The 26,872-nt window shown below is 71.2% G+C and carries 26 protein-coding genes; 14 read left to right on the top strand and 12 right to left on the bottom strand.

Going from position 1 to position 26,872, the window contains the following annotated elements:
* Nucleotides 1-20 precede the first annotated feature (20 nt).
* From OG462_RS20430 to OG462_RS20420, 3 genes are all read left to right on the top strand, one after another.
* On the top strand, nucleotides 21-1,025 hold the full coding sequence (locus OG462_RS20430; RefSeq protein WP_406059512.1) for an ATP-binding cassette domain-containing protein: 1,005 nt from the start codon (nucleotides 21-23) through the stop codon (nucleotides 1,023-1,025).
* Entirely contained in the window at nucleotides 1,022-1,786 is a 765-nt protein-coding gene (locus OG462_RS20425; protein ID WP_406059510.1) for an ABC transporter permease, read from the top strand. The genes OG462_RS20430 and OG462_RS20425 overlap by 4 nt, the downstream gene beginning before the upstream one ends.
* A gap of 489 nt (nucleotides 1,787-2,275) precedes the next feature.
* Nucleotides 2,276-3,340, top strand: a complete 1,065-nt coding sequence (locus OG462_RS20420; protein ID WP_406059509.1) for a WD40/YVTN/BNR-like repeat-containing protein — start codon at nucleotides 2,276-2,278, stop codon at nucleotides 3,338-3,340.
* A gap of 70 nt (nucleotides 3,341-3,410) precedes the next feature.
* Here the strand turns inward: OG462_RS20420 and OG462_RS20415 are convergent, their stop codons facing one another.
* Both OG462_RS20415 and OG462_RS20410 read right to left on the bottom strand, forming a co-directional pair.
* Nucleotides 3,411-4,829 (bottom strand): glutamate decarboxylase, encoded by a 1,419-nt coding sequence (locus OG462_RS20415; RefSeq protein WP_406059507.1) that lies wholly within the window; start codon nucleotides 4,827-4,829, stop codon nucleotides 3,411-3,413.
* Between the two features lie 31 nt (nucleotides 4,830-4,860).
* Nucleotides 4,861-6,150, bottom strand: a complete 1,290-nt coding sequence (locus tag OG462_RS20410; protein ID WP_406059506.1) for an ion channel protein — start codon at nucleotides 6,148-6,150, stop codon at nucleotides 4,861-4,863.
* A gap of 135 nt (nucleotides 6,151-6,285) precedes the next feature.
* Between OG462_RS20410 and OG462_RS20405 the strand changes: the two genes are divergently transcribed.
* The gene (locus tag OG462_RS20405) at nucleotides 6,286-7,047 is read left to right on the top strand and encodes a MerR family transcriptional regulator (protein WP_406059504.1); all 762 of its coding nucleotides are present in this window, start codon (nucleotides 6,286-6,288) and stop codon (nucleotides 7,045-7,047) included.
* A gap of 20 nt (nucleotides 7,048-7,067) precedes the next feature.
* On the opposite strand, the gene OG462_RS20400 is transcribed toward OG462_RS20405, so the two are convergent.
* The gene (locus OG462_RS20400; RefSeq protein WP_406059503.1) at nucleotides 7,068-7,436 is read right to left on the bottom strand and encodes a YbjQ family protein; all 369 of its coding nucleotides are present in this window, start codon (nucleotides 7,434-7,436) and stop codon (nucleotides 7,068-7,070) included.
* 151 nt (nucleotides 7,437-7,587) lie between these two features.
* On the opposite strand from OG462_RS20400, the gene OG462_RS20395 reads away from it, so the two are divergent.
* Nucleotides 7,588-8,292, top strand: a complete 705-nt coding sequence (locus OG462_RS20395; RefSeq protein WP_406059502.1) for a DedA family protein — start codon at nucleotides 7,588-7,590, stop codon at nucleotides 8,290-8,292.
* A gap of 30 nt (nucleotides 8,293-8,322) precedes the next feature.
* Here the strand turns inward: OG462_RS20395 and OG462_RS20390 are convergent, their stop codons facing one another.
* Both OG462_RS20390 and OG462_RS20385 read right to left on the bottom strand, forming a co-directional pair.
* Complete coding sequence (locus OG462_RS20390; protein ID WP_406059500.1) at nucleotides 8,323-9,993, bottom strand: threonine/serine exporter ThrE family protein; 1,671 nt, start codon at nucleotides 9,991-9,993, stop codon at nucleotides 8,323-8,325.
* 115 nt (nucleotides 9,994-10,108) lie between these two features.
* Nucleotides 10,109-10,600: an inorganic diphosphatase gene (locus tag OG462_RS20385; protein ID WP_024758444.1), complete on the bottom strand. Its 492-nt coding sequence runs from the start codon at nucleotides 10,598-10,600 to the stop codon at nucleotides 10,109-10,111.
* A 102-nt stretch (nucleotides 10,601-10,702) separates the two neighbouring features.
* On the opposite strand from OG462_RS20385, the gene dacB reads away from it, so the two are divergent.
* The 6 genes from dacB to folE all read left to right on the top strand — a co-directional run bounded on the left by dacB (nucleotide 10,703) and on the right by folE (nucleotide 18,044).
* Nucleotides 10,703-12,106 carry a D-alanyl-D-alanine carboxypeptidase/D-alanyl-D-alanine-endopeptidase gene (gene dacB / locus OG462_RS20380; RefSeq protein WP_406059498.1) on the top strand — a complete coding sequence of 468 codons (1,404 nt, stop codon included), beginning with the start codon at nucleotides 10,703-10,705 and terminating at the stop codon, nucleotides 12,104-12,106.
* Nucleotides 12,107-12,199: 93 nt separating this feature from the next.
* Nucleotides 12,200-13,339 (top strand): zinc-dependent metalloprotease, encoded by a 1,140-nt coding sequence (locus tag OG462_RS20375; protein WP_406059496.1) that lies wholly within the window; start codon nucleotides 12,200-12,202, stop codon nucleotides 13,337-13,339.
* A 207-nt stretch (nucleotides 13,340-13,546) separates the two neighbouring features.
* A complete protein-coding gene (tilS, locus tag OG462_RS20370) occupies nucleotides 13,547-14,566 on the top strand; it encodes a tRNA lysidine(34) synthetase TilS (protein WP_406059494.1) in 1,020 nt (339 codons plus the stop codon).
* Nucleotides 14,567-14,607: 41 nt separating this feature from the next.
* A complete protein-coding gene (hpt, locus tag OG462_RS20365) occupies nucleotides 14,608-15,147 on the top strand; it encodes a hypoxanthine phosphoribosyltransferase (RefSeq protein ID WP_043226634.1) in 540 nt (179 codons plus the stop codon).
* 171 nt (nucleotides 15,148-15,318) lie between these two features.
* Entirely contained in the window at nucleotides 15,319-17,337 is a 2,019-nt protein-coding gene (gene ftsH, locus OG462_RS20360; protein ID WP_406059492.1) for an ATP-dependent zinc metalloprotease FtsH, read from the top strand.
* A gap of 101 nt (nucleotides 17,338-17,438) precedes the next feature.
* Entirely contained in the window at nucleotides 17,439-18,044 is a 606-nt protein-coding gene (folE, locus tag OG462_RS20355; RefSeq protein ID WP_328944019.1) for a GTP cyclohydrolase I FolE, read from the top strand.
* A gap of 163 nt (nucleotides 18,045-18,207) precedes the next feature.
* Here folE and OG462_RS20350 read toward each other — a convergent pair whose 3' ends face one another.
* From OG462_RS20350 to OG462_RS20325, 6 genes are all read right to left on the bottom strand, one after another.
* Nucleotides 18,208-18,687 carry a DUF3180 domain-containing protein gene (locus OG462_RS20350; protein WP_406059490.1) on the bottom strand — a complete coding sequence of 160 codons (480 nt, stop codon included), beginning with the start codon at nucleotides 18,685-18,687 and terminating at the stop codon, nucleotides 18,208-18,210.
* Nucleotides 18,688-18,749: 62 nt separating this feature from the next.
* Nucleotides 18,750-19,349 carry a 2-amino-4-hydroxy-6-hydroxymethyldihydropteridine diphosphokinase gene (folK, locus tag OG462_RS20345; protein ID WP_406059488.1) on the bottom strand — a complete coding sequence of 200 codons (600 nt, stop codon included), beginning with the start codon at nucleotides 19,347-19,349 and terminating at the stop codon, nucleotides 18,750-18,752.
* Nucleotides 19,346-19,705, bottom strand: coding sequence for a dihydroneopterin aldolase (gene folB, locus OG462_RS20340; protein ID WP_056569486.1), 360 nt, complete (start codon nucleotides 19,703-19,705; stop codon nucleotides 19,346-19,348). Before folB ends, folK begins: the two co-directional genes overlap by 4 nt.
* Nucleotides 19,706-19,849: 144 nt before the next feature.
* Nucleotides 19,850-20,317, bottom strand: coding sequence for a nuclear transport factor 2 family protein (locus tag OG462_RS20335; RefSeq protein WP_406059486.1), 468 nt, complete (start codon nucleotides 20,315-20,317; stop codon nucleotides 19,850-19,852).
* Nucleotides 20,314-21,174, bottom strand: a complete 861-nt coding sequence (folP, locus tag OG462_RS20330; RefSeq protein ID WP_406059484.1) for a dihydropteroate synthase — start codon at nucleotides 21,172-21,174, stop codon at nucleotides 20,314-20,316. The genes OG462_RS20335 and folP overlap by 4 nt, the downstream gene beginning before the upstream one ends.
* Nucleotides 21,175-21,202: 28 nt before the next feature.
* Entirely contained in the window at nucleotides 21,203-23,047 is a 1,845-nt protein-coding gene (locus tag OG462_RS20325) for a phosphatidylglycerol lysyltransferase domain-containing protein (RefSeq protein ID WP_406059482.1), read from the bottom strand.
* Nucleotides 23,048-23,212: 165 nt separating this feature from the next.
* On the opposite strand from OG462_RS20325, the gene OG462_RS20320 reads away from it, so the two are divergent.
* Complete coding sequence (locus OG462_RS20320) at nucleotides 23,213-24,325, top strand: alpha/beta hydrolase (protein ID WP_406059480.1); 1,113 nt, start codon at nucleotides 23,213-23,215, stop codon at nucleotides 24,323-24,325.
* 16 nt (nucleotides 24,326-24,341) lie between these two features.
* Here the strand turns inward: OG462_RS20320 and OG462_RS20315 are convergent, their stop codons facing one another.
* Nucleotides 24,342-25,349, bottom strand: a complete 1,008-nt coding sequence (locus OG462_RS20315; RefSeq protein ID WP_406059478.1) for an ABC transporter ATP-binding protein — start codon at nucleotides 25,347-25,349, stop codon at nucleotides 24,342-24,344.
* 144 nt (nucleotides 25,350-25,493) lie between these two features.
* Between OG462_RS20315 and OG462_RS20310 the strand changes: the two genes are divergently transcribed.
* Nucleotides 25,494-26,180, top strand: coding sequence for an ABC transporter permease (locus tag OG462_RS20310; protein ID WP_406059476.1), 687 nt, complete (start codon nucleotides 25,494-25,496; stop codon nucleotides 26,178-26,180).
* Between the two features lies 1 nt (nucleotide 26,181).
* The gene (locus OG462_RS20305; protein WP_406059474.1) at nucleotides 26,182-26,871 is read left to right on the top strand and encodes an ABC transporter permease; all 690 of its coding nucleotides are present in this window, start codon (nucleotides 26,182-26,184) and stop codon (nucleotides 26,869-26,871) included.
* The last annotated feature ends 1 nt before the right edge of the window (nucleotide 26,872 follow it).

The following is a 26,872-nucleotide window of genomic DNA, read 5'->3' as shown; positions in this document are numbered from 1 at the left end:
ATTTTGCGGGAGGAATCGACATGACGGCGACTGGCGACGCGATCCTCGTGGAGGGCGCACGCAAGCGGTACGGCGAGAAGGACGCCCTGGCCGGCCTCGACCTCACCGTCCGGCGCGGCACCGTCCACGGCCTGCTCGGGCCCAACGGCGCGGGCAAGACCACGACGGTACGGATCCTGGCCACCCTGCTGCGCCACGACGAGGGCCTGGTGCGGGTGGCGGGGCACGACGTACGGACCGAGGCCCGTGAGGTACGGCGGCGGATCGGGCTGCTCGGGCAGCACGCGGCCCTCGACGAGGAACTGGGCGGCCGGCAGAACCTGGAGATGTTCGGCCGGCTCCACCACCTGGGCGCGCGGCGCGCGGGGACTCGGGCCGACGAACTCCTGGAGCGCTTCGGCCTCACCGACACCGGCCGCAAGCCCGTCAAGCAGTTCAGCGGCGGTATGCGGCGGCGGCTCGACCTGGCGGCCTCGCTGATCACGGAGCCCGAGGTGCTCTTCCTCGACGAACCGACGACCGGGCTCGACCCGCGCGGCCGCGGCGAGGTCTGGGAGTCGGTGCGCTCACTCGTCGGCGGAGGAACCACGGTGCTGCTGACCACGCAGTACCTGGAGGAGGCCGACCAGCTGGCCGACCGGATCTCGGTCGTGGACCAGGGGCGGGTCGTGGCCGACGGCACGGCCGACGAGCTCAAGGCGCGGGTCGGCGTGGACCGTATCGACGTGGTCGTACGGGACGCGGCACGGCTCGACGAGGCGGCCGGGCTGCTGCCCGTGGCGCGGGCCGAGGTGAGCGTGGACGCCGACCGGCGGCTGCTCAGCGCGCCGGTGGAGGACCGGATGGCCTCGCTCGCCGAGACCGTGCGGGCGCTCGCGGCGGCCGGGATCGAGGCGGAGGACATGGCGCTGCGGCGGCCGACGCTGGAAGAGGTCTTCCTGCATCTGACAGCGCGCGGGGCAGGTCCCGACGGGGGCTGCGGTACGGCTCCCGGGGCGGGCCGGGCGAAGGAGGTGGCGGCATGAGCGCCGCGTACGTGGTGAGCGACTGCTGGACGATGACCCGCCGCGAACTGGCGCACTGGGCCCGGCAACCGGTGCAGGTCCTGGTCGGGCTGGTCTTCCCGGTGATGATGCTGCTGATGTTCGGCTATCTGGTCGGCGGCGGGCGGAGCGTCGACGGCGACTACGTCGACTTCCTGGTGCCCGGGATGCTCACGCTGACCATGGTCTTCGGGCTCGAAGGCACCATGACGGCGGTGACGCAGGACCTGAACAAGGGCGTGATCGACCGGTTCCGGGCGATGCCGATGACCGACGGAGCGGTGCTCGTGGGCCGGGCGGCCGCCGACATGCTCCAGTCGACGGTGGGGCTGCTCGTGATGGTCGGCGTCGGGTACGCGATCGGCTGGCGGGCCGACGGGGGCCTCGGGAGCACCCTGGGGGCCCTGGGGCTGCTGCTTCTGCTGCGTTTCGCGATGCTGTGGATCGGGATCTTCCTGGCCCTGGTCGCGGGGCGGGCCGAACTGGTGCAGGCGGTACAGATCCTGGTCTGGCCCGTCGGCTTCCTGTCCAATGCCTTCGCCTCGCCGGACTCGATGCCGGGCTGGCTCGGGACGTTCGTGGAGTGGAACCCGATGTCGGCGACCGCGACGGCGGTCCGTGATCTCTTCGGCAATCCGGGCGGCGAGCCGGGACACGTCTGGGCGGCGGTGGTGTGGCCGCTGGTGCTGCTCGCGGTCTTCTTCCCGCTGGCGGTACGGAAGTTCGGGCGGCTGGGGAAGTAGGGACGGGAAGTCGCGGCGGGGGAAGGGGCGGTGGGTAGGGGGAGCGGCTCGGGAAGTCGCGGCGGGGGAAGTCGCGGTGCGGGGAGGTGGCGGCCCGGGATGTCGCGGCGGGTAGGGGGAGCGGCCCGGGAAGTCGCGGCGCGGAGGTGGGAACCCGGGGGCGGTGAGCGGTGTATTGAAAGCAGCGGTTCACCGCGGACCGCCCGAGGGAGGACAGGGGGACGTGCGATGCGCAGGCCCGTGGGAGGAGTGGCCGGCGCCGCCGTGGCGCTGGTGTTGGTGGTGTTGAGCGGGTGTACGGGTTCGTCGGGCGAGGGCTCGAAGCCGGGGGCGGAGAAGGGTGGTTCGGGGTCTTCGGGGTCCTCGGGGTCCTCGGGACCGTTCGGGTCTTCGGGGTCTTCGGGGTCTTCGGAGTCCTCGGGACCGTCCAGGTTCTCAGGGGGCCCGGCGGCTTCCGTTTCCCCGGGAGTGTTCGGGGCGCCGCCCCGGATGCCGTCCGCGCCGGGGCTGCCCGGCTGGGCGCACAGTCTGGGCTTCGCGTCCGACGGCAGCGGGTTCGCGCTGCTCGCCTCGTGTGTGAGTGACCCGGCGGTGCCGGAGAGCGGCTTCTGCCGGCAGCACGTGGCCGTTCGGGACGCCGGGGCGAAGGAGTGGGTGCTGCGACGGTCCCCGTTGCCCCGGATACAGGTGATGGAGGGCGTCTCGGCCGGCCTGCTGGCCCTGGGGCCGGGCGGGGCGCTCGTCGAGGAGGGCGGCGTCGAGCCGAACGCTCGGACCTGGTTCACCCGGGACGGCGGCCGCAGCTGGCGGGCGGTCGACCGGCGCACGGTCGGCAGGACCCCCGAGATACCCGCCGGGGCGGTGCTCACCACCGACTGCGCCGTGCCTGCCGGGGCTCTGCCCGACGACTGCGAGCGAAAGCGGCTCGTGGTGATCTCGCCGCAGGACGGGCGGCGGCGGGCGCTGGTCCGGCAGCCGCTCCTCGGGGCGCAACCACGACCTCAGGAGCAGCCGGAGCCCGACGGGTCCTGGTGGGTCTCGGGTACGGACCCGCTGTCGGGGCGGGCGGCGGTCGCCGTCTCCCGGGACGGGGGGCGCGGCTGGACGGTCAGCCGGCTGCCGAGTCCGGTCGCGGGCCCCGGGTGGTACACGTCGGTGGCGGTGGGCCGGGACGCGGTGTACGCGGCGGAGATGGGGGAGTTGGTGGGCGGCGAGCCCGTCAAGAACCCGATGCGGGCGCTGCACCGCTCCGTGGACGGCGGCAGGACCTGGCAGCGGATGTGGACCACGGGGCCGGCCGAGCAGCCCCGCACGCTCCTGGGCGTGCCGGTCCCGGGGCCCGGTGGCCGGGTGGAGATCGGCGGCGAGCTCTCCGGGTACGGGAGCACGGACGGCGGTCGTACCTTCGCCCGGCTCGACGACGGCACGTACTACGTCCGCCGCACACAACTGGGCCTGCTGCGTGAGGCGTCGCGCTGTCAGTACGCGCTGACCGTGGACGGGGTGCGCTGGTCGGAGTTCCGGCTGGCATGCGAGGACCCGGTGGGCGGCTGACGGCCGCCCGGCGACGGCCGACGGTCGCCGGCCGACGGTGGAACGGGTCCGGCAGGTGGCGGACACCCCTCTAGTGGTGGAAGGAGGTCGCCGCGCTCTTGTCGGCGGTGGACGGGTAGGGCTGGCGCCGCAGTTCGGGCAGTAGCAGTCTCAGGTCTTCGATGAGGAGTCCGGCCAGGTCGGCGGAGAAGCCGTTGCGGCAGACCACGCGCAGGACGGACAGGTCCTCCCGGTTGGCGGGGAAGGTGTAGGCGGGGACCAGCCAGCCGTGCTCACGCAGCCGACGGGAGACGTCGAAGACGTCGAAGGAGGTGACGTCGGGGGCGGTGGTGAAGGCGAAGACGGGCAGTTCGTTGCCGCGGGTGAGGAGCTGGAAGTCGCCCATGGCCTCGATCCGTTCGGCGAGGCCGCGGGCGACGTCCCGCGTGGTCTGCTGCACCACGCGGTAGCCCTCCCGGCCGAGCCTCAGGAAGGTGTAGTACTGCGCGACGACCTGGGCGCCCGGCCGGGAGAAGTTGAGGGCGAAGGTGGGCATGTCGCCGCCCAGGTAGTTGACGCGGAAGACGAGCTCCTCGGGGAGTTCGGCGGGCGAACGCCACAGCGCCCAGCCGACGCCCGGATAGACCAGGCCGTACTTGTGACCGGAGGTGTTGATCGAGGAGACGCGAGGGAGACGGAAGTCCCAGACGACGTCCTCGTCGAGGAAGGGGGCGACCATGGCGCCGGAGGCTCCGTCGACATGGACGGGGACGTCGAGGCCGGTGCGCTCCTGGAGCGCGTCCAGGGCGGCGCAGATCTCGGCGACGGGTTCGTAGGAGCCGTCGAAGGTGGAGCCGAGGACGGCCACGACGCCGATGGTGTTCTCGTCGCAGAGCGCGGCGGCGGATTCGGCGTCGAGGTGGAAGCGGTCGCCCTCCATCGGGACGAGCCGGGGCTCGACCTCCCAGAAGTTGCAGAACTTCTCCCAGCAGACCTGGACGTTGATGCCCATCACCAGGTTGGGTCGGGTGCCGCCCGCGTAACGGTCGGCGTTCCTCTTGGCCCAGCGGCGCTTGAGCGCCATGCCGGCGAGCATGCAGGCCTCGCTGGAGCCGGTGGTGGAACAGCCGACGGCCGCGCCCGGGTCCGGGGCGTTCCATAGGTTGGCGAGCATGGCGACGCAGCGGCGCTCCAGTTCGGCGGTGCGCGGGTACTCGTCCTTGTCGATCATGTTCTTGTCGCGGCACTCGCTCATCAGGACGCCGGCCTGGGGCTCCATCCAGGTGGTGACGAAGGTGGCGAGGTTGAGCCGGGAGTTTCCGTCGAGCATCAGCTCGTCGTGGACGATCTGGTAGGCGCTCATCGGCGGCAGCGGACCGTCGGGCAACTGGTGGCGTGGCGGGGCCTCGGTCATGCCGCCGATCGGGTCGGCCTCTCCGAAGAACGGGTTGAGCGCGAGCCGGGGCTCGTGCTGGGGCAGGGAGGGATCGGGGCCCTGGTGCAGCGGCATGGGGGCTCCTTCTGTCCGGGTGGGGGAGGCGTCAGTGCAGGGAGGCGCCGTGTTTGTCGAGTTCGAGCTGGGGGCGGCCGGTGACGATCAGCCAGGCCGGGAGGGTGGCCAGGCAGAGCACGGCGAGCATCGCGGGGGAGGGGGCGAGGACGGCCCCGGTGAAGAGGCTGATCCAGCCCAGCCGGGTGGTGGCGAGCAGGACGCCGAGCACGGCGGAGGAGACGGCGACGGCGGGGTGGACCTCGGGGACGAGAGCCTGGGCGAACAGCCCGAATGCGGTCCCGATGAAGACGGCGGGGAAGATGCGGCCGCCCCGGAAGCCGCAGGAGGCGGCGACGAGGAGGGCGAGGAGTTTGACCACGGCCAGCTTGGCCAGCTCGCCGGAGGACGAGCTGCCGATCGAGGTGGTGAGCTCCTTGACCTGCTCCAGTCCCTTGAAGAGGGTCAGCTGCCCGCCGAGGGCGCCCAGGAGGCCGAGGACGAGACCGCCGAGGGGCAGCATCAGCATCGGGTGGCGCAGCCGGCCGAAGGCGGCGTGGAGGTAGGGGAAGAGGTAGCAGGAGGCGAGGCCGAAGACGGCCGCGGCGGAGGCGATGGTCAGGGCGGCGAGGAGGTCGCCCCAACCGGGGTCGGTCAGCGGCGGCAGCCCCACGTCGAAGGTCGGCTCGGAGAGCAGCTCCGCGGTCATCGATCCGGCGCCGGCGGCGACGAGCGGCGCGAAGAGCCGGTCCCAGAGGGAGCCGGGGCCCGGCTGGCCTGCCAGGGCCTCGGAGATGGCGAGGGCGGCGGCCACCGGCGTGCCGAAGAGGGCGCCGATGGTGGCGGCCGAGGCGAGGGCGACCCAGGCGGCGGCGGGCACCGAGGGCGCTGCCTTGCGGCCGAGCCAGTAGGTGAGGGCGATGTTGGCCGTGATGATCGGGTTCTCGGGCCCGAGACTGACGCCGCCGGCCAGCGCGAGGGTGGCCGCGAGCAGCAGGCCCGGTACCACTCCGGGGGCGAGCGGCGCCCCGCCGAGACCTCCGGAGGCCGGGTCGGGGCCGGCGTGTCCCGGCACCTTCCACACGACGAGGCCCACGGCGATACCGGTCGCCGTGAGCATGACGATGATCCACAGGGAGGAGTAGCCGCCGATGCCGAGGGCGTCCGGTAGATCGTTCCAGAGCACATCCTTGAACTCTTCCGCGAGGGCATTGATCCCCAGGAGCACCAGGCTCGCCCCGATGCCGATCGCGAGCGCGGGGGGGATCTGCCGCAGCTCGACCCGGCGGGGGGTCTCCGAGGGCGAGGGCGACGGCGTGGGCGGAACATGATCAGTGGCCACCGCCCCACCATAGGTGAGCAAAAGCCGCATAACATCCCGAGATTCTGCCCGAACGGGCTCGTAAGGGCTTGCACCTCACGTCACGTCAGGCCCGAGGCTGACACGCGTACCGACAGAGAAAGGGGCGGAAAGCCGATGGGCTACTCCGTGGGACAGGTCTCCGGATTCGCCGGGGTCACGGTGCGCACCCTGCACCACTACGACGCGATCGGGCTGCTCTCCCCGAGCGGCCGCAGCACGGCGGGCCACCGCCGCTACGCCGACGCGGACCTCGACCGGCTCCAGCAGATCCTGTTCTACCGGGAGCTCGGCTTCCCGCTCGAAGAGGTCGCCGTCCTCCTCGACGACCCGCACGCCGATCCGCAGGAGCACCTGCGGCGGCAGCACCGGCTGCTGACCGAGCGGATCGGCGAGCTCCAGAGGATGGCGGCGGCCGTCGAGCACGCCATGGAGGCGAAGAAGATGGGCATCAACCTCACCCCCGAGGAGAAGTTCGAGGTCTTCGGGGACAAGGACCCCGAGCGGTACGCGGAGGAGTCCGCGCGCCGCTGGGGCGGCACCTACTCCCACGATCTGGCCCAGGCCCGGGCCGCCACCTACACCAAGGAGGACTGGCAGCGGATGAAGGACGAGGTGGACGTCTGGGGCGCCGCCTACGGCGACCTCATGGACGAGGGCCTGGCCCCCGGATCCGAGGAGGCGATGGACCTCGCCGAGGCCCACCGCCGCCACATCACCACCTGGTTCTTCGAGTGCCACCCGAAGGCCCATGTGGGGCTCGCCGAGATGTACCTCGCCGACGAGAACTTCCACGCCTTCTACGACGCGATCCACGAGGGCCTTCCCGAGCACCTCCACGCCGCCGTCCGGGCGAACGCGCGCCGCCAGGAGGCCTGACGCGAGGCCCCGCCGCAGGCTCAGGCGGGCGGTGCGATCACCACCGCCGTTCCGTACGCACAGACCTCCGTGCCCACGTCCGCCGCGTCCGTCACGTCGTAGCGGAACATCAGCACGGCGTTCGCGCCGCGCGCCCGAGCCTGCTCCACCAGGCGTTCCATCGCCTGGTTCCGGGTCTGCACGAGGGTCTTCGTCAGACCCTTCAGCTCCCCGCCGATCATCGACTTGAGACCCGCGCCGATCTGGCTGCCCAGATGGCGGGAGCGGACGGTGAGCCCGAAGACCTCACCGATCACCTGCCGGATCTCGAAGCCCGGCACGTCGTTCGTCGTCACGACCAGCACGTCGGGGTGCGACCCCTGGCCGCCTCCGTACTCCTCGATGCCCATCGGCATACACCTCCTGGCCCCCCAGCCTCGGGGGAGCGGGCCCCGTCCGCATCCTGTGGGCCCCGGGTGGAACCGGTCGCCTCCGGTCGACGTTGATAGCTTGGGGCCAGCCGTCCCCCATGCCCCCACCGACCGCAGGAGCCCGGAACCCGTGAACACGCTTGCCCTCGGACCGAGCTGGCTGGACCCGGACTATCTGATCGGGACCTTTGGTCCGATCGGTGTCCTGGCCATCGTCTTCGCCGAGTCCGGACTCCTCATCGGGTTCTTCCTGCCCGGCGACTCGCTGCTCTTCACCACCGGCCTGCTGATCACGACCGGCAAGCTGGACATGCCGCTGTGGCTGATGTGCACGCTGATCGTGGCCGCGGCGGTCCTCGGCGACCAGGTCGGCTATCTCTTCGGCCGGAAGGTCGGCCCGGCGCTCTTCACGCGCCCCAACTCCAAGCTCTTCAAGCAGGAGAACGTCGAGAAGGCGCACGAGTTCTTCGAGAAGCACGGCCCGAAGTCGCTGATCCTGGCGCGCTTCGTCCCCATCGTGCGGACGTTCACGCCGATCATCGCCGGCGTCAGCCGCATGAACTACCGCCAGTTCATCACGTTCAACATCATCGGCGGTGTGCTGTGGGGCGCGGGCGTGACCCTGCTCGGCGCCTCCCTCGGCAAGATCGACTTCGTGCACAAGCACATCGAGATGATCCTCGTCGGGATCGTCCTGATCTCCGTGGTCCCGATCGTGATCGAGTTCCTCCGGGCCCGCTCCCACGCGAAGAAGGAGCAGGGCACCGGCGGCGACCACGACGCCCCCGGCACCCCGAACCCGCAGGGCCCCCGCGGCCGCCACGCCAAGCGCTGACGCCACACCTCACACGGCACGTCACATGAGCTAGAAGCCCCTGGTCCGCTTGGCCGCACGCCGGGCCGCGGCGGCGCCGGGGGCCTGCATGAAGAGGCGGGCCAGCTCGCCTCCCAGGTTCACGCCGATCGCGATCGCCAGGGCCAGGGCCGCCGCCTTCGCCAGCGAGGCGAAGCCCTGGTCCAGGTTGTTCTGGGCGATCGCGAGCACCCCGAAGTACGTCGCCGAACCGGGCAGCAGCGGACCGATCGCCGCCGTCACGTACGGCAGCGACGAGGTGTGCTCGTAGCGGGCGATCAGCTGCCCGAAGAGCCCCACCAGGCCCGCCGCCACGGCCGTCGCCATGACCGCCGAACCCTCCGCGGTCACCGCGATCGACGCGTAGATCACCCACGCCACGCCGCCGTTGAGCGTCGCGAAGAGCACCGTCGCCCGCGACTGCTGCAACAGGATCGCGAAGGTCGCGCACAGCACCATCGACGCCAGGATCTGCGTCACCGGCCGCTCCACCGCCCGCAGCGCCCCCTCCGGGTTCAGCTCGGCGTCGAACTGCACGGCGATGTACAGCACCGACAGCACGCCCACCACGATCGCGACGAAGAAGTACGCGACCTCCAGCAGCCGGGCCGAGGCCGTGATGTAGAAGCCCGTCAGACCGTCCTGCACGGCGGCCACCAGCGCCCGCCCCGGGATCAGCGCGAACAGGCCACCGGTGATCACCGCCGACGGACGCAGCTCCGCGTGCAGCATCGTCAGGAGCACACCCATCGCGGCCGGCGGCATCGCCGCCACCAGGAACTGGTAGAACTCCGGCAGCCCGCGCCCCGCGCACAGCCACGCCAGCCGGTCGCCGAGCACCGCGCCCAGCGCCGCCACGAAGAACACCGTCGGACCACCGCCGAGCAGCACCGAGGCCGCGCCGGCGAGCACGCCCGCCGCCGCCGTCAGGACCCAGCCGGGATACGGGTGCCGGTTGCGCCGTATCTCCGCGAGCCGCCCGTACGCCTCCTCGGGCGTCACCTCGTGCGCCCGCGCGTTGATGTCGGAGAGCAGCGTGTACACCGCCGCAAGGCGCGTGTAGTCCGTCCCCCGCCGCCGTACCGTCCGGTTCGCCGTGATCGGGTCGTCCACGAGCGACGGCTGGTACGTGACGGACAACAGGGTGAACGTCACCGTCGGCTCGACCCGGTCCAGACCGTACGAGCGGCAGATCACGAACATCGCCGCCTCGACGTCCTCCGCGCCCTCCCCGCCCGCCAGCAGCAGCTCGCCGATACGCAGGGTCAGGTCGAGCACGCGCGGCACCGAGGGACCGCTCTCGTCCTCCTTGCGCGCCGTCTCGGGCATCGGCCGCTCACCCACCGGCAGCCGCAGCATCGTCCGCATCCGGTCCTGCCACGGGGCATCCTGCGAGAGCCGCACCAGGGGCACCCCGTACGCCGGGGTGAAGGCGGGCGGTGAATTCTTCGCCGAGTAGGTGGCCGGCGTCGCGAACGCCGAACCCTCCTGCTCGGCCGGCGGCTCCGTCGTCAGTCCCGGGGGAAGGGCGAACTCGGAGGTCGGATGCTCCTCCTCCGGCGGCACGGGCTGCTCCACACCGGCCGGCGGCACGAAAGCGCTCCGCGCCTCGTCCGACACCGGCTTCCGATCCTCCGGAGCATCCTCGGGACCGTCCTTCGAGCCGTGCGGCTCCGCCACCACTCTGTCCGCCTCACTCCCTGGGAACCGTGAATTCCAGTATGAGTGTGCGACGGATGTGCGAAAGGCGGTGCACCCAAGGGGTGCACCGCCTTCACGCGTTCAGAACAGAACCGGCTCAGTGGCCGCCCTGCTCCTTGGCGCGCGCGTACGACTTCTCGATCTCTTCCTCGGCCTCGGCGCGACCGACCCAGTCCGCACCCTCGACCGACTTGCCCGGCTCCAGGTCCTTGTAGACCTCGAAGAAGTGCTGGATCTCCAGGCGGTCGAACTCCGCCACGTGGTGGATGTCCCGCAGGTGCTCCATACGCGGGTCCGTGGCCGGGACGCACAGCAGCTTGTCGTCGCCGCCCGCCTCGTCCGTCATGCGGAACATGCCGATGGCGCGGCACTTGATGAGGCAGCCCGGGAAGGTGGGCTCGTCGAGGATGACGAGCGCGTCCAGCGGGTCGCCGTCCTCACCGAGGGTGTTCTCGACGTAGCCGTAGTCGGTCGGGTAGGCCGTCGACGTGAAGAGGCGACGGTCCAGGCGGATGCGACCCGTCTCGTGGTCGACCTCGTACTTGTTCCTCGATCCCTTCGGGATCTCGATGAGAACGTCGAACTCCACGGGTGGCTCCTCCTGAATCAACACAAGTGAATGCTCGCGACGACGCGCGGTGATTAAGTGTCCCTCACGCACGTGTGTGATCGCGAAAGGGGCTGGTCAGCAATGCCCGAGCCGAGGATGTGGCAGCTCACGGCGGGCTCCGCCGCCCTCGGACTGGCCCTGGCCGCCGTGGCGGTGACCGCGGCCGGGCCGTGGGACTCGGGTCAGCGTACGGCCGAGCGGGCCCGCGCCGCCGCCCCGACGACGGGTGGCGCGCGTCACGCCCCGCCCCCCGCGCCCGCCCCGCCGAAGCGCCCCGCACCCGCCCCGAGCGCCCCCGGCGTCCTCACCGCCCTGCACGCCCCGGCCCCCGCCGGACGCCCGGCGGACCTCGCCGCCCTCCTCGTACCCCTCCTCGCCGACCCCGGACTCGGCCCGCTGCGCACCGCCTCCGTCGTCGACACCGCCACCGGCGAGCAGCTGTACGGCGAGGGCGCCGGCACCCCCATGACCCCCGCGTCCACCGTCAAGATCGCCACCGCCGCGGCCGCGCTCTCCGCCCTCGGCCCCGACCACCGCATCCCCACCACCGTCACCGCCACCGCCGACGGCCGGACCCTCACCCTCACCGGCGGCGGCGACCCGACACTCGACCCCGCCCGCCTCAAGGCCCTCGCGACCGACACCGCCCGCGCCCTCACCGCCCGCGGCCACACCTCCGTACGCCTCACCTACGACACGAACCTCTACCCGGGCCCCGAGCTCCACCCCATCGGCCCCAACGAGAACATCGCCCCCGTCGTCGCCCTCATGACCGACGAAGGGCGCCTCGACGACAGCACGAGCGGCCCCGCGCCCCGCACCGCAGACCCGGCGGGCGACACCGCCACGGCCTTCGCCGGCCACCTCACCGAGGCCGGCATCAAGATCACCGGCGACCCCGCCCCCGGCCACGCCCCGAAGACCGCCCTCCTCGCCCGCACGTACTCCGCCCCCCTCGCCGACCTCGTCGAGCGCACCCTCACCCACAGCGACAACGACCTCGCCGAAGCCCTCGCCCGGCAGACCGCACTCGCCCGCAAACAGCCCGCGAGCTTCGACGGCGCGAGCAAGGCCGTACGGGACGAACTCGCCCGCCTCGGCCTCCCCGTCGCCGGAGCCCGCTTCGCCGACGGCAGCGGACTCGACCGCCGCGACCGCGTCTCCGCCGCACTCCTCACCGGACTCCTCACCCGAGCGGCCGACCCCGCGCACCCCGCCCTGCGCCCGCTCCTCACCGGACTGCCCGTCGGCGGCTTCACCGGCACGCTCGCCGGCCGCTTCGACACGGCACCCGCCACCGAGGGCGCCGGACTCGTCCGCGCCAAGACCGGCACCCTCACCGGCGTCAACACCCTCGCCGGGACCGTCGTCACCGCCGACGGACGCCTCCTCGCCTTCGCGTTCCTCGCCGGAGCCACCCTCTCCCCGTACGAGGCACAGCCCGCCCTCGACCGGCTCTCCGCCGCCCTCGCCGGACAGGACTGACCCCCGCCCGCCCCCGTCCGGACACCGCTCCGACCCGCACGGAAGCCGTCCCGAACCCACACCGAACGGGCTTCGAGACCGTACGGTTGACGCATGACGAGCATCGGTGGCGCAGGCACATCCGGGATGGTCGACTGGAACCTCGCGGTCGCGACCGCGACCCGCCTCGTGCGGCCCGGACCCGAAGTCAGCCGCGACGAGGCCCGCGAGGTCGTCGCCGAACTCCGCAAGCACGCCAAGGCCTCGGAGGAACACGTCCGCGCCTACACGCGGATGATCCCCGAAGGCATGGAGCCCCACGACACCCCCGTCCTCGTCGTCGACCGGGCCGGCTGGATCAAGGCCAACGTCGCCGGCTTCCGCGAGCTCCTCACCCCCCTCCTCGGCAAGATGCAGGACCGCCGCTCCACCACCCCCGGCAGCGCCGTCCTCGGCGCCGTCGGCGGCAAGGTCACCGGCGTCGAACTCGGCATGCTGCTGTCGTTCCTGGCCTCCCGCATCCTCGGCCAGTACGAGACCTTCGCCCCCGCCACCCGCGACCTCCCCGCCGGCACCAACGGCGGCGGACGCCTCCTCCTCGTCGCGCCCAACATCGTCCACGTCGAACGCGAACTCGAAGTCGACCCGCACGACTTCCGGCTCTGGGTCTGCCTCCACGAGGAGACCCACCGCACCCAGTTCACCGCCGTCCCCTGGCTCCGCGACCATCTCCAGGGCGAAATCCAGTCGTTCCTCGCCGCCACCGACGTCGACCCCGGCACCGTCGTCGAACGCCTCCGCGAGGCCGCCCAGACCCTCGCCGGCGGCCGCCCCGAGGGCGAAGAGGGCGAACCCTCCCCCTCCCTCGTCGAACTCGTCCAGACCCCCGAACAACGCGAGATCCTCGGCCGCCTCACCGCCGTCATGTCCCTCCTCGAAGGCCACGCCGACTACGTCATGGACGGCGTCGGACCCCAGGTCGTGCCCTCGGTGGCCGAGATCCGCGAGAAGTTCCAGCAGCGCCGCGCACGCGGCGCCTCCCGCCTCGACCTCGCCCTGCGCAAGCTCCTCGGCCTCGACGCCAAACTCCGCCAGTACCGCGACGGCGAGCGCTTCGTCCGCGCCGTCGTCGACCAGGCCGGCATGGACGGATTCAACCGCGTCTGGACCTCGCCCAACACGCTCCCCACCAAGGCCGAGATCGCCACCCCCGCCGACTGGATCGCGAGGGTGCACCGTAAGGCAGACTCGTGAGACAGGTGCGGCAGACGGCACAGGAACACGTCGGAACACCTCACCAATCACCCATCCGAGGGACCCTGGGCATGGGGTGAGGCGTGCAATGCTCGGGTAACGGCCGGGTTTCTGTCACCATCGACGCACTCTGAGTGACCGAACCCCCCTTTCCGACCGTTAAGACTCCGACCGAGGCACCCCACCCCATCACGAAGGGCACCGGACATGGGTCCCCATCCTGCGGTCGCGGCGATACGCCTGGCGGTCCGCCGCGTACTCCACGACGTTCTCACCGAGCACCAGACCGAACCCGCCCCCGCACGCGACGCACACACCCCCCTCGTGCTCGTCGCCTGCTCCGGAGGCGCCGACTCCATGGCGCTCGCCTCCGCCCTCGCCTTCGAGGCCCGCAAGCTTCCCGTGCGCGCCGGCGGCATCACCGTCGACCACGGACTCCAGGACGGCTCCGACAGCCGCGCGGGCGAGGTCGTCGCACGCATGACCGCCCTCGGCCTCACCCCCTCCGAGGCCGTCGCCGTCACCGTCGGCCGCGAAGGAGGACCCGAAGCCGCCGCACGCGACGCGCGGTACGCGGCCCTCGACGCCGCAGCCGAACGCCACGGAGCCGCCGCGATCCTCCTCGGCCACACCCGCGACGACCAAGCGGAAACCGTCCTCCTCGGGCTCGCCCGCGGCTCCGGCATCCGCTCGCTCTCCGGCATGGCCGCGATCTCCGGCGCCTCCGGCCGCTACCGGCGCCCCTTCCTCCAGCTCGACCGCCAGACCGTCCGCAAAGCCTGCGTCGCACAGGAACTCGCCGTCTGGGACGACCCCCACAACAGCGACCCCGCGTACACCCGCTCCCGGCTCCGTCACGAGGGCCTCCCCGCCCTCGAGAAGGCCCTCGGCAAAGGCGTCGTCGAAGCCCTCGCCCGAACGGCCCAGCTCTCCCGTGACGACGCCGACGCCCTCGACACCTGGGCCGCCGACGCCGAGACCCGCGTACGCGACGACGCAGGCGCCCTCGAATGCGCCAAGCTCTACGGCCTGCCCCCCGCCGTACGCCGCCGCGTCCTGCGCCGCGCCGTCATCGCCGAGGGCGCACCCGCCGGCTCCCTCTTCGCCCGGCACATCGAAGAAGTCGACCGGCTCATCACCGGCTGGCGCGGCCAGGGGGCCATCAACCTGCCCGGCCGCGTCGAAGCCCGCCGCCAGGGTGGCAGACTGGTGATCCGGCAAGGCTGACGCACGCTGCAACGAAAGTGACCCGGGTGAACGAGAAGGACATGGGCACCGACCTCCAGTCGGTGCTCATCACCAAGCAAGAGATCGACGCCAAGCTGGCAGAGCTGGCCGCGAAGATCGACGCGGAATACGCGGGCAAGGACCTGCTCATCGTCGGCGTCCTCAAGGGCGCGGTGATGGTGATGGCGGATCTGGCTCGCGCCCTTTCCACCCCCGTCACCATGGACTGGATGGCCGTGTCCTCCTACGGCGCCGGCACCCAGTCCTCGGGCGTCGTCAGGATCCTCAAGGACCTCGACACCGACATCAAGGGCAAGCACGTCCTGATCGTCGAGGACATCATCGACTCCGGCCTGACCCTGTCCTGGCTGCTGTCGAACCTCGGCTCGCGCGAGCCCGCCTCCCTCGAGGTCTGCACGCTCCTGCGCAAGCCCGAGGCCGCGAAGGTCGCGATCGACGTCAAGTGGATCGGCTTCGACATTCCCAACGAGTTCGTCGTGGGCTACGGCCTCGACTACGCCGAGAAGTACCGGAACCTTCCGTTCGTCGGCACGCTCGCCCCGCACGTCTACGGCGGCTGAACACCCGGCTGTACGGGGAACCCGCACCGCCTTCCCTCCGTTGAACCACGGGAAGGCGGTCGCGGGCGACGATGCTGAGGTACCGTCCGAAGAACAGCTTTTTCATACAGCAGCACTCACAGCAGCATTTTCCTACGGGCAGGAGGGACGGGGCGTTCTCGCTCCGTATGGATGGACGTGAAGCGATACTTCCGTGGGCCGGTCATGTGGATCGTGCTGGCCGTCCTCGCCGTGGTCGTGCTGATGCAGGTCGTCGGCTCGTCCGAGGGCTACAAGACGGTGGACACCGGCAAGGTCGTCCAGGCGATCGACAAGAACCAGGTCAAGCAGGCAAAGATCACCACCGGTGACGAGCAGATCGTCAAGATCGAACTCGTCGACGGCCAGAAGATCGACAACAGCAGCAAGGTCCAGGCCAGCTACATCGGCACCCAGGGCGCCGACCTGGCCGACAAGCTGCAGGAGAAGTTCGAGGCCGGGCAGATCGAGAAGGGCTACACCGTCTCCCCGACGAAGCAGTCGCCCTTCGTCTCGATCCTGCTCTCCCTCCTCCCCTTCGTCCTCATCGTGGTCGTCTTCCTCTTCCTGATGAACCAGATGCAGGGCGGCGGCTCCCGCGTCATGCAGTTCGGCAAGTCCAAGGCGAAACTCATCACCAAGGACACGCCGAAGACCACCTTCGCCGACGTCGCAGGCGCGGACGAGGCCGTCGAGGAACTCCACGAGATCAAGGAGTTCCTCCAGGAGCCGGCGAAGTTCCAGGCCGTCGGCGCCAAGATCCCCAAGGGCGTCCTGCTCTACGGCCCGCCCGGAACCGGCAAGACGCTCCTCGCGCGCGCCGTCGCCGGCGAAGCCGGGGTGCCGTTCTACTCGATCTCCGGCTCCGACTTCGTCGAGATGTTCGTCGGCGTCGGCGCCTCCCGGGTCCGCGACCTCTTCGAACAGGCCAAGGCCAACGCGCCCGCCATCGTCTTCGTCGACGAGATCGACGCCGTCGGACGCCACCGCGGTGCCGGCCTCGGCGGCGGCCACGACGAGCGCGAGCAGACGCTCAACCAGCTCCTCGTCGAGATGGACGGCTTCGACGTGAAGGGCGGCGTCATCCTGATCGCCGCCACGAACCGGCCCGACATCCTCGACCCCGCCCTCCTGCGCCCCGGCCGATTCGACCGGCAGATCGCCGTCGACCGACCGGACATGCTGGGCCGTCTGGAGATCCTCAAGGTCCACCAGAAGGGCAAGCCGGTCGCTCCGGACGTCGACCTCGGCGCCGTCGCCCGACGCACCCCCGGCTTCACCGGCGCGGACCTCTCCAACGTCCTCAACGAGGCGGCGCTCCTCACCGCTCGCGGCGACCAGAAGCTGATCGACAACCATGCTCTGGACGAGGCGATCGACCGTGTGGTCGCGGGTCCGCAGAAGCGGACCCGGATCATGTCGGACAAGGAGAAGAAGATCACCGCGTACCACGAGGGCGGCCACGCCCTCGTCGCGGCGGCCCTGCCGAACTCCGACCCCGTCCACAAGATCACCATCCTGTCCCGCGGCCGTGCCCTGGGCTACACGATGGTCCTGCCGGACGAGGACAAGTACTCGACCACCCGCAACGAGATGCTCGACCAGCTGGGCTACATGCTGGGCGGGCGTGCGGCCGAGGAGCTCGTCTTCCACGACCCGACCACGGGCGCGGCCAACGACATCGAGAAGGCCACGGCCACCGCGCGAGCGATGGTCACGCAGTACGGCATGACCGAGCGTCTGGGCGCGATCAAGTTCGGCGGCGACAACACCGAGCCGTTCCTCGGGCGCGAGATGTCGCACCCGCGTGACTACTCGGAAGAAGTCGCCGCGCTGGTCGACGAAGAGGTCAAGAAGCTCATCGAGACCGCGCACAACGAGGCCTGGGAGATCCTCGTCGAGAACCGCGACGTTCTCGACAACCTGGTCCTCGCCCTCCTGGAGAAGGAGACGCTGGGCAAGGAGGAGATCGCCGAGATCTTCACCCCCATCGTCAAGCGCCCGGCCCGCCCGGCCTGGACCGGCTCCTCCCGCCGTACCCCGTCCACGCGTCCGCCGGTGCTCTCCCCCAAGGAGCTCGCCCTGACGAACAGCGCGAACGGCTCGGCGACCCCCACGGTCGACACCACGAAGGGCATCGACATCGCCCCGGTGGACACTCCGGAGGACTGACCTCTCGGTCGACCCCGGAATGGATGCCGCGCCCTCACAGGTTTTAGCCTGTGGGGGCGCGGCTTTTCGCGCACATCAGTCAGACGGAACGAGGCACAGAGATGACCGACCCGGTGACGCTGGACGGCGAGGGCACGATCGGCGATTTCGACGAGAAGCGCGCCGAGGCGGCCGTACGCGAGCTCCTCATCGCGGTCGGCGAGGACCCGGACCGCGAGGGCCTGAGGGAGACGCCGGCGCGGGTGGCGCGGGCGTACAAGGAGCTGTTCGCGGGGCTGTGGCAGAAGCCCGAGGATGTTCTGACGACGACGTTCGACCTTGGGCACGACGAAATGGTCCTCGTGAAAGATATCGAACTGACGTCCCAATGTGAACATCATTTGCTCCCCTTTCATGGCGTAGCTCACATTGGCTATATTCCAGCTGAATCGGGCAAAATTACCGGGCTGTCCAAGCTGGCCCGCCTCGTCGACGTCTTCGCGCGGCGTCCGCAGGTGCAGGAGCGCCTGACGACGCAGATCGCCGACTCGTTGATGCGCATTCTTGATGCCCGCGGCGCGATCGTCGTCATCGAGGCCGAGCACATGTGCATGGCTCTGCGTGGCGTCCGTAAGCCGGGCGCGAAGACGACCACCTCGGCGGTACGCGGTCAACTTCGTGACGCGACTACACGCGCTGAGGCCATGTCCCTGATATTGGCCCGTTAGTAGCGGACTGCCCGCCTTGCTTCATACCGATCCCCCTTGATCAGCGATTCAACTCCGCTGATCAAGGGGGATCGGTATGGGGCATGGGCTGACCAGCGAGGCTGGCCCCGTACCCCACCTTCCCGGCGAACGGGCACCTCGTGCGCGAGGGCCGGTAGGGGCGCTAGGCGGCCGGGGAACGGTTTTCGTCGTCGTCCTCCGGGAGTTTGCAGACGCGCTCCAGGAAGAGGGCTGCCGCGATGACGCCGATGCCCGCTGCGACCGCGAGGGCCGCGTAGAGGGCCTGGTCGCGGCGGGCCGGGACGTCGAGGGAGCCGAGGAGGAAGACGCCCGTGCCGCCGTACATGCCGGCGACGAGGGCGGCGACCAGGGCGCTCGCCTGGCCGAAGACCACCGCGCGGGCCGCCATGAGGGGCTCGACGCCCTTGGCGCCGGGGCGGCGGTCGCGCTGGGCCTTGAGGCGGGCGCGGATCGAGAGGGCGGTCGCGGTGAGGACGACCGCGATCACGGCGAGGACGATGGGCGCGGCGATCGGCACGCTGGGGAGGGTGCCGACCGCGTCCCAGAGCCGGGCGGCACCCCAGGAGAGGATGCCGGCCACGAGGAAGAGTCCGGCGAGCACCTTCAGCCGCAGTTGTTTCACCGGGTGTCCTTCACGTGGTCGTCGGTCGTGGTCGCGGGGCGGTCTGCCACGAAGCGTAACGACTACTCGGGCAGACGGAGTTCCAGGTCGGCGCGGCGGGCGACGCCTTCGCCGCCGACGGCGGTGAGGAGCTCGGCGACGGGGCCGTGGCCGGGGAGCTGGGCGTCGGGGTCCACGTCGTGCCAGGGGGCGAGCACGAAGGCGCGCTGGTGGGCGCGGGGGTGCGGGAGGGTGAGGACGGGGTCCTCGGAGATGACGTCCGCGTAGGCGACGATGTCGACGTCGATGGTGCGGGCGCCCCAGCGCTCCTCGCGGACGCGGTGGAAGGCTTCCTCGACGGCGTGGGCCCGCTCCAGGAGCGAGGAAGGGGGCAGTGTCGTCTTCACGAGCGCGACGGCGTTGAAGTACGAGGGCTGGGTGCCCGGCTCGACGCCCCAGGGCTCTGTCTCGTACACGGGGGAGACGGCCTTGACCCGGAGGCCGGGGGTGTCCGCGAGGGCGTCGACGGCCCCCTGGAGGGTCTCCAGGCGGTTGCCGAGGTTGGCGCCGAGGGCCACGACGGCCCAGCGGGGGTTGGACAGGGTCGTGTCGGCGGCGTCGACGGTGGCGACGACGGAGGCCGGTACGGGCTGGACGGTGGGGTCGCTCTGCGTCGGCTTCATCGTCGGCTCCGGGTGATCGTGATGGTCACGTCGTCGAAAGGCACGGTGATGGGCGCGTCCGGTTTGTGGACGACGACCTCCACTTCTTGTACCCCGGCGTGGCTGAGGCATTGCTGGGCGATGCGCTCGGCGAGGGTTTCGATGAGGTCGACGGGTTCGCCCTGGACGACGTCGACGACCTCTTCGGCGACGATTCCGTAGTGCACGGTCTTCGTCAGGTCGTCGTCGGCGGCCGCCGGGCGGGTGTCCAGGCCGAGGACCAGGTCCACGATGAAGGTCTGGCCCTCCTCGCGCTCCTTGGGGAAGACGCCGTGGTGGCCCCGGGCCTTGAGGCCGCGCAGCGCGACACGATCCACGCGAATCACTCCTGCTGTCGTAGTTCGGTGGCCACGCAGCCGGGTGCGGACGGCCGGGTGTCCAGCATCGAATCTACCTGCGGGGACCGACAGCGCTTGCCCGTGGGGGTTGTGGGCGGGTTCGGTGGGCGGGTCGCGGGGTGGTTACGGGGTGTCGCCGCCGGGCTCTTCGTCCGGTGTCTCCTCGGTGTCCGCGAGGACCGGGGAGGCGTGGTGGGACCAGATCTTCCAGCCGTCGGGTGTGTGGCGGAACACATTGGTGGCGACGACGAGCTGGCCGACGAGGGGTCCAAGTTCGGCGCCGTCCTCGGCGGGGCCGCCGCTGAGGATGTTCTCGGTGCAGGTGACGACGGCGGTGCGGCCGGCGAGGGAGATCTTGAGGTCGGTGAGGAAGAACTGGATGTACTCGGTGTTCGCCATGATCAGGGCGTACGAGCGGAGTACCTCGCCGCGGCCGGTGAGGACGGGCCAGCCGGGGTGGACGCAGGTGATGGGGGTGGCTCCGTCGTCGAGCCAGAGGTGTGAGACGCCTTCGAAGTCGCCGGTCTCCATCGCTTCGTAGAAGGCGGTGTTGGCGGCTTCGACGGCCGCTTCGTCGGTGGTGTGCCTCACGCGGCTCCCTCGACGGCGCGGGCGACTCGTACGGCGTCGGCGGTGGCCCTGACCTCGTGGACGCGGACGGCCCACGCGCCTGCGTGGGCGGCGAGGGCGGAGACGGCGGCTGTGGCGGCGTCGCGTTCGCGGGCGGGCGGCGGGGCGGCGCCTTCGCGGGCGAGGACGTGGCCGAGGAAGCGCTTGCGGGAGGCGGCGACCAGGAGGGGGCGGCCGAGGGCGCGGAGCTCGGGGAGGTGGGCGACGAGGGCGAGGTCGTGGGGGGCGAGTTTGGCGAAGCCGAGGCCCGGGTCGACGACGATGCGTGCGGGGTCGATGCCGCCGTCGATGACGGCTTCCAGGCGGGTGCGGAGTTCGCTGACGACTTCGGTGACGACGTCGTCGTACACGGCGAGGCTGTTCATGTCCTGGCTGAACCCGCGCCAGTGCATGACGACGAAGGGGACTTCGGCCGCGGCGACGGCGGGGACCATGCCGGGGTCGGCGAGGCCGCCGCTGACGTCGTTGACGAGGAGGGCGCCGGCTTCGACGGCGCGGGCGGCGACGGCGGCGCGCATGGTGTCGACGGAGACGGTGACGCCTTCGGCGGCGAGGCCGCGGACGACGGGGACGACGCGGCGGAGTTCTTCTTCCTCGTCGACGCGGCTGGCGCCGGGTCGGGTGGACTCGCCGCCGACGTCGACGAGGTCGGCGCCCTCGGCGACGAGGTCGAGACCGTGTTTGACGGCGGCCGTGGTGTCGAACCAGCGGCCGCCGTCGGAGAAGGAGTCGGGGGTCACGTTGACCACGCCCATGACCGCGCAGCGGTCCCACTCCGGCAGGCCCAGGGCCGTACCCCGGTCGATCGTCGTACTCATGCGTCCAGCGTAGGGCCCAGCGGTGGCATCAGGCCGCCCGGATCTCGCGCTCGGAGGCGGCGGGGACGATGTGGGCGCAGGGGCGGGGGGCCGGGGCGGGGCGCCTGCGGGTGAAGGGGCGGGGCAGGGAGAGGTTCACGAAGCCTTCGGCCTGCATGGCGGCGAAGCTGATGCGGGGGAGGTCGCGGCTCTTGCGGTAGACGACGAAACGGGGTTCCCAGCGGGGCTGGAACTTGGCGTTGAACTTGTACAGCGACTCGATCTGGAACCAGCGGGAGAGGAAGACGAGGAGTCCGCGCCAGACGCGCAGGACGGGTCCGGCGCCGATCTTCTCGCCGCGGGCGAGGGCCGAGCGGAACATCGCGAAGTTGAGGGACACGCGGGCGATGCCGAGGTCGGGGGAGGCCTGGAGGGCGGCGACGATGAGGAGCTCGTTCATGCCGGGGTCGGCGGAGCGGTCGCGGCGCATGAGTTCGAGGGACATGCCGTCGGGGCCCCAGGGCACGAAGTGGATGATCGCTTTGAGGTCGCCGTAGCGCGAGTCGGGGTCGTCGCCTGCGTCGCTCTTGTGGGCGGTCGCTATCACGGCGTCGCCGTCGCCGGGGGCGCCGATGCGTCCGAGGGCCATGGAGAAGCCGCGTTCGGTGTCGGTGCCGCGCCAGTCGGCGGCGGCGTGGCGGACGCGTTCGAGTTCGGCGTCGTCGAGGTCACGGACGCGGCGGACCTGGGTGGTGTAGCCGTTGCGCTCGATGCGTTTCACCATCTGGCGGACGTTGCGCATGGCCCGCCCGGAGAGGGAGAAATCCGGGACGTCGACGACCGCCTCGTCGCCGAGTTCGAGGGCGTCGAGGCCGGTCTCGCGGGTCCAGACCTGGCCGCCGGTCTCGGAGCAGCCCATGACGGCGGGGGTCCAGGAGTGGGCTTTGGCTTCGTCCATGAAGCGTTCGATGGCGCCGGGCCAGGCTTCGACGTCGCCGATGGGGTCACCGCTGGCGAGCATGACGCCGGAGACGACGCGGTAGCAGACGGCGGCCTTTCCGCTGGGGGAGAAGACGACGCCCTTGTCGCTGCGGAGCGCGAAGTGGCCGAGGGAGTCGCGGCCGCCGTGCTGGTCGAGGAGGGCGCGGAGCCGGACTTCGTCCTCGCCGGTGAGGCGGGCGGCGGGGTGTTCGGGGCGGAAGGCGAGGTAGATGGTGGTGAGGGCGGTGAGCATGCCGAGGGCGCCGAGGGAGTAGCCGACGGTCCAGTCGACGCCGTTGTCGTAGCCGACGGGGCCTTCGACGCCGAACAGTCCGTAGAGGACGTGTTCGAGGCGGTCGGCGAGGCTCGGGCTGCCGATGACGCGGCGTGGGTGGGCGCTGACGATGACGAGGCCGAGGGCGATGGAGCCGGCGCCCATGACGACGAAGTTGGCGAGTGCGCGCCAGCGGCTTCGGGGGTCGGGCAGGGCGGCGAACTCGCTCCGGTGGCGTAGGAGGAGTGTGAGGAGTACGAGGGAGAGGAGGGCGCCGAGGACGGAGTGGCGCCAGACGAACTGGGCGAGGGCGCCGAGGGGGAGCAGGACGACGGCGGCGCGCCAGGCGCGGCGCTTGTGGCGCTTGAGGCCGTGGGCGAGGAGCAGCAGGAGGACGCCGGCGCTGAGGGAGAGGGCGGCGGAGAGGGGGCCGAGGGTGCCGGGGAGGACTTCCGCCATGGCGTGCATCCGGCTGGCGCGGAAGCGGGGGAAGACGCCTGCGGCGATGTCGATGAGGCCGATCAGGGTGCAGGCGGTGCCGACGAGTGCGGGGACCTTCTCGGGGCGGGGGCCGCGGAGAATCCGGCGTACCCGAACCGGAACCATTCCTGATTTGTCCCCATCTACTGTGACAGACATGGCTTCCCGTGCTTCCCGTGGTCCTGCGAAGGGTCCTTGACTCCGGTCGGGCCCTGCGGCGCGTTCGGCGGGCCGTTCCGGTTGGTGCGCCTTCTAGGACGGAGCTGCGCGGGGTCGGGTTCATCGGTTCACAGGAAATTCTCGGAAAGAAGGCTCGGTCGCCCCATGGGTCTCACCAGCAACAAAGTTCTCGTGGTGGCGGTCGTGATGGCCGTGGCACTGTTCGTCGCCACGGTCTGGCTCTGGCCGCGGCTCGCGCGTCGTGGCTGGCGGGCGGTGGTGGGGCGGGTCGGGCTGCTGTTGGTGACGCAGGTGGCGCTGTTCGCGGCGGTGGGCCTGGCGGCGAACCGTTCCTTCCTTTTCTACGGCTCGTGGGCCGACCTGTTCGGGCAGGAGCAGGACCTGGGCGTGGTCGTCGACCACGCGGGCGGTTCGAAGGACGTCCGGGTGGTGGGGACGCAGGGGCTCGACGTGCCGGGCGGCGGCCGTCCCGAGGTCGCCGGCCAGATACAGAAGGTCGTGGTGGCGGGGGAGCGGTCCAAGATCGTCTCGTCGGCCTATGTGTATCTGCCGCCGGAGTACTTCCAGGCGCGGTACGCGAAGCGCACCTTCCCGGCCTCGGTGGTGCTGACGGGGTATCCCGGCACGGCCGAGAACCTGATCAAGGGGCTGAAGTACCCGAAGACGGCGTACGTCCAGGCGAAGGAGGGGCGGATGCAGCCGATGATCCTGGTGATGCTCCGTCCGACGGTTGCTCCGCCGCGGGACACCGAGTGCGTGGACGTGCCGGGCGGCCCGCAGACGGAGACCTTCTTCGCGGAGGATCTGCCGAAGGCCGTCTCGGAGACGTACCGGGTGGGCACGAAGGCCCGTAACTGGGGGTTCATGGGCAACTCCACGGGCGCGTACTGCGCGCTGAAGATCGTCCTGCACCACCCCGACCGGTTCACCGCCGGGGCGGGGTTCTCCGCGTACTACCGGGCGGCGGAGGACGTGACGACGGGCGACCTCTTCCACGGGGACGACGCGCTGCGCAAGCGGGCTGACCTGCTGTGGAGCCTGGACCACCTGCCGCAGGGAACGTCGTCGTTCCTGGTGACGACGTCGAAGCGGGGCGAGGACAACCGGCGGGGAACGCTGGAGTTCATCAAGAAGGTGAAGAGCCCGGCGAAGGTCTCGTCGATCACGCTGGAGAGCGGCGGCCACAACTTCAACACGTGGAACCGGGAGATCCCGCCGGGGATGGTCTGGATGGGCGGCAAGCTCAGCGCGACCTGAGCCTCGCCGCCCGGGGTTACGAGGCCGGGGCCGGGGCGGAGGCCGACGCCCGGCGCAGGGCTCGGTGGACGCCTTCCGGGGTGAGGACGCCGAGGGGCCGGCCGTCGCCGCCCGTGACCGTGAGCCGGCCCGTGTCGTGCTGGAGCAGCACGGCGAGCGCGTCCTTGAGCGAGATCCCGAGGGGTACGGGGTCGGGGGCGCCGTCCTGGTTCCCGGGCTTCGCCGGAGGTGTGGGATGTCCCGCCGGTACGGGTTCGAGGTCGGCCTCGGTGACCGGCGTGACCGCGAGCCGCTTCAGGCCCCGGTCGCTGCCGACGAAGTCCGCGACGTACGGGGTGGCGGGGGAGCCGAGGACGGTCGCGGGCGCGTCGAACTGCTCGATGCGGCCCTGTCCGTAGACGGCCATGCGGTCGCCCATGCGGACGGCCTCCTCGATGTCGTGGGTGACGAGGAGGACCGTCTTGCGGACGGTGGCCTGGAGGGTGAGGAACTCGTTCTGGAGGCGTTCGCGGACCACGGGGTCGACGGCGCCGAACGGTTCGTCCATGAGGAGGACCGGCGGGTCCGCGGCGAGGGCGCGGGCGACGCCGACGCGCTGGCGCTGACCGCCGGAGAGCTGCGCGGGGTAGCGGGATCCGTAGACGGCGGGGTCGAGGCCGACGAGGTCGAGGAGTTCGGCGGCACGCGCGCGTGCGGCGGCCTTCTTCCAGCCGAGGAGGGCCGGGACGGTCGCGGTGTTGTCGAGGACCGTGCGGTGGGGGAAGAGCCCGACCTGCTGGATGACGTAGCCGATCTTGCGGCGCAGGGCGACGGGGTCGACGTCGGCGATGTCCTCGCCGTCGACGAGGACGCGGCCGGAGGTCGGCTCGACGAGCCGGTTCACCATCATCATCGTGGTCGTCTTGCCGCAGCCGGACGGTCCGACCAGGGTGACGAGTTCGCCCTCCGCCACCTCGAAGGAGAGGTCGTCGACGGCGGTGGTGCCGTCCGGGTACCGCTTGGTCACGTGCTCGAACCGGATCATGGTTCCCCATTCTGGCCCCTGCATGCCGGGGGTGTGTGAAGGGCGTGTTGCCGCATTGTGGCGGGTCTCGGGGATTGTCGGTGGCGGGGGTTAGGGTCGTCATACATGCGTTCGGGAAGATCGACGACCCGGGGGGAGGGACGGATGAGCGCACCGAACTGTCTGGTCACGAACGACTGGATCTGCGGTGAGTACCTGCGTACGCGCGCCGAGGAGTTGACGGACGCCACACTCCAGCATGTGGGAATCACGGTCGTGTCCGTGCTGATCGCCCTGGTCGTCGCGGTGCCGCTCGCGCTGCTCGTCCGGGCCCGGCCGCGGTTCGCGGGACCCGTCCTCGGACTGACCACCCTGCTCTACACGGTGCCGTCGCTCGCCATGTTCTCCCTGCTGCTGCCCCTCTTCGGGCTCTCGGCGGCGCTCGTGGTGACCGGCCTCGTGCTGTACGCACTGACGATCCTCGTGCGGAACACGCTGGCGGGGCTCGCGGCCGTGCCCGCCGAGACCCGTGAGGCCGCCCGGGGCATGGGGTACGGCTCCATGCGTCTCCTGTGGCAGGTCGAACTCCCGCTGGCGCTCCCGGTGCTGATGGCGGGGATACGGATGGCGACGGTCTCCACGATCGCGCTGACGACGGTCGGCTCGGTCGTCGGCCGCGGTGGCCTCGGCAATCTCATCGAGGACGCGCTGCCCACCTTCTTCAAGGCGCAGATGCTCGCCGCCTCGGTGCTCTGCGTGCTGCTCGCCGTCGCCGCCGACCTGTTGCTCCTGGGACTCCAGCGGCTGCTCACGCCGTGGACCCGGATACGGACCGCGCCGGGAGGTGGGTGAGATGGGCGTAGTGACGGACGCCTGGGGCTGGCTCACCACCGGCGCGCACTGGACGGGCGAGGAGGGCATCGGGCAGCGGCTCGCCGAGCATGTGTACGTGAGCGGGGCGGCGTTGCTGATCGCCGGGGCGCTCGCGCTGCCGCTGGGGCTCTGGCTCGGTCACCTGGGCCGGGGCGGGGCGCTCGCGGTGAACGTGTCGAACGTGGGGCGGGCGGTCCCCGTCTTCGCGGTGCTCGCCCTGTTCATGGTGTCCCCCCTGCGGAACGCGGGATACGTGCCGACCGTCGTGGCCCTCGTGCTGTTCGCGATACCGCCGCTCCTCACCAATGCGTACGTGGGGGTGCGGGAGGTGGACCGGGCCGCGGTACGGGCCGCGCGCGGCATGGGGATGACCGGCGGGCAGCTCTTCCGGAAGGTAGAACTCCCGCTGGCCCGGCCGGTGGTGATGACCGGGGTCCGCTCGGCCGCGGTGCAGGTGGTGGCCACGGCGACGGTCGCGGCGATGGTCGGCCAGGGCGGCCTGGGCCGGATCATCACGGCCGGCTTCGCCACGTACGACACGGCGCAGGTCGTCGCGGGCGCGGTGCTCGTGGCCCTGCTCGCCCTTCTGGTGGAGGGCGTACTGGTGGGAGTGGACCGGCTGTTCTCGCCACGCTTCGACCGACGATTCGATCAACTGAGCAAACGCTGAC

This window comes from Streptomyces sp. NBC_01077 (assembly GCF_045162855.1).
GTDB lineage: Bacteria > Actinomycetota > Actinomycetes > Streptomycetales > Streptomycetaceae > Streptomyces.
Note: the sequence above shows the minus strand (reverse complement) of the source record. Positions and strands in the feature narration are given on the sequence as shown.

Bases quoted from the DNA above. Each gene is read 5' to 3' on its own strand.
- folE (WP_328944019.1), top strand. From the start codon at position 17,439: ATGACCGACCCGGTGACGCTGGACGGCGAGGGCACGATCGGCGATTTC.
- OG462_RS20400 (WP_406059503.1), bottom strand. From the start codon at position 7,436: ATGGGCATCGAGGAGTACGGAGGCGGCCAGGGGTCGCACCCCGACGTG.
- OG462_RS20325 (WP_406059482.1), bottom strand. From the start codon at position 23,047: ATGTCTGTCACAGTAGATGGGGACAAATCAGGAATGGTTCCGGTTCGG.
- hpt (WP_043226634.1), top strand. From the start codon at position 14,608: ATGGGCACCGACCTCCAGTCGGTGCTCATCACCAAGCAAGAGATCGAC.
- OG462_RS20375 (WP_406059496.1), top strand. From the start codon at position 12,200: ATGACGAGCATCGGTGGCGCAGGCACATCCGGGATGGTCGACTGGAAC.
- OG462_RS20405 (WP_406059504.1), top strand. From the start codon at position 6,286: ATGGGCTACTCCGTGGGACAGGTCTCCGGATTCGCCGGGGTCACGGTG.
- OG462_RS20430 (WP_406059512.1), top strand. From the start codon at position 21: ATGACGGCGACTGGCGACGCGATCCTCGTGGAGGGCGCACGCAAGCGG.
- ftsH (WP_406059492.1), top strand. From the start codon at position 15,319: ATGGACGTGAAGCGATACTTCCGTGGGCCGGTCATGTGGATCGTGCTG.
- folP (WP_406059484.1), bottom strand. From the start codon at position 21,174: ATGAGTACGACGATCGACCGGGGTACGGCCCTGGGCCTGCCGGAGTGG.
- folK (WP_406059488.1), bottom strand. From the start codon at position 19,349: ATGAAGCCGACGCAGAGCGACCCCACCGTCCAGCCCGTACCGGCCTCC.
- OG462_RS20315 (WP_406059478.1), bottom strand. From the start codon at position 25,349: ATGATCCGGTTCGAGCACGTGACCAAGCGGTACCCGGACGGCACCACC.
- OG462_RS20320 (WP_406059480.1), top strand. From the start codon at position 23,213: ATGGGTCTCACCAGCAACAAAGTTCTCGTGGTGGCGGTCGTGATGGCC.
- OG462_RS20415 (WP_406059507.1), bottom strand. From the start codon at position 4,829: ATGCCGCTGCACCAGGGCCCCGATCCCTCCCTGCCCCAGCACGAGCCC.
- OG462_RS20310 (WP_406059476.1), top strand. From the start codon at position 25,494: ATGAGCGCACCGAACTGTCTGGTCACGAACGACTGGATCTGCGGTGAG.
- tilS (WP_406059494.1), top strand. From the start codon at position 13,547: ATGGGTCCCCATCCTGCGGTCGCGGCGATACGCCTGGCGGTCCGCCGC.
- dacB (WP_406059498.1), top strand. From the start codon at position 10,703: ATGCCCGAGCCGAGGATGTGGCAGCTCACGGCGGGCTCCGCCGCCCTC.
- OG462_RS20305 (WP_406059474.1), top strand. From the start codon at position 26,182: ATGGGCGTAGTGACGGACGCCTGGGGCTGGCTCACCACCGGCGCGCAC.
- OG462_RS20420 (WP_406059509.1), top strand. From the start codon at position 2,276: ATGCCGTCCGCGCCGGGGCTGCCCGGCTGGGCGCACAGTCTGGGCTTC.
- OG462_RS20425 (WP_406059510.1), top strand. From the start codon at position 1,022: ATGAGCGCCGCGTACGTGGTGAGCGACTGCTGGACGATGACCCGCCGC.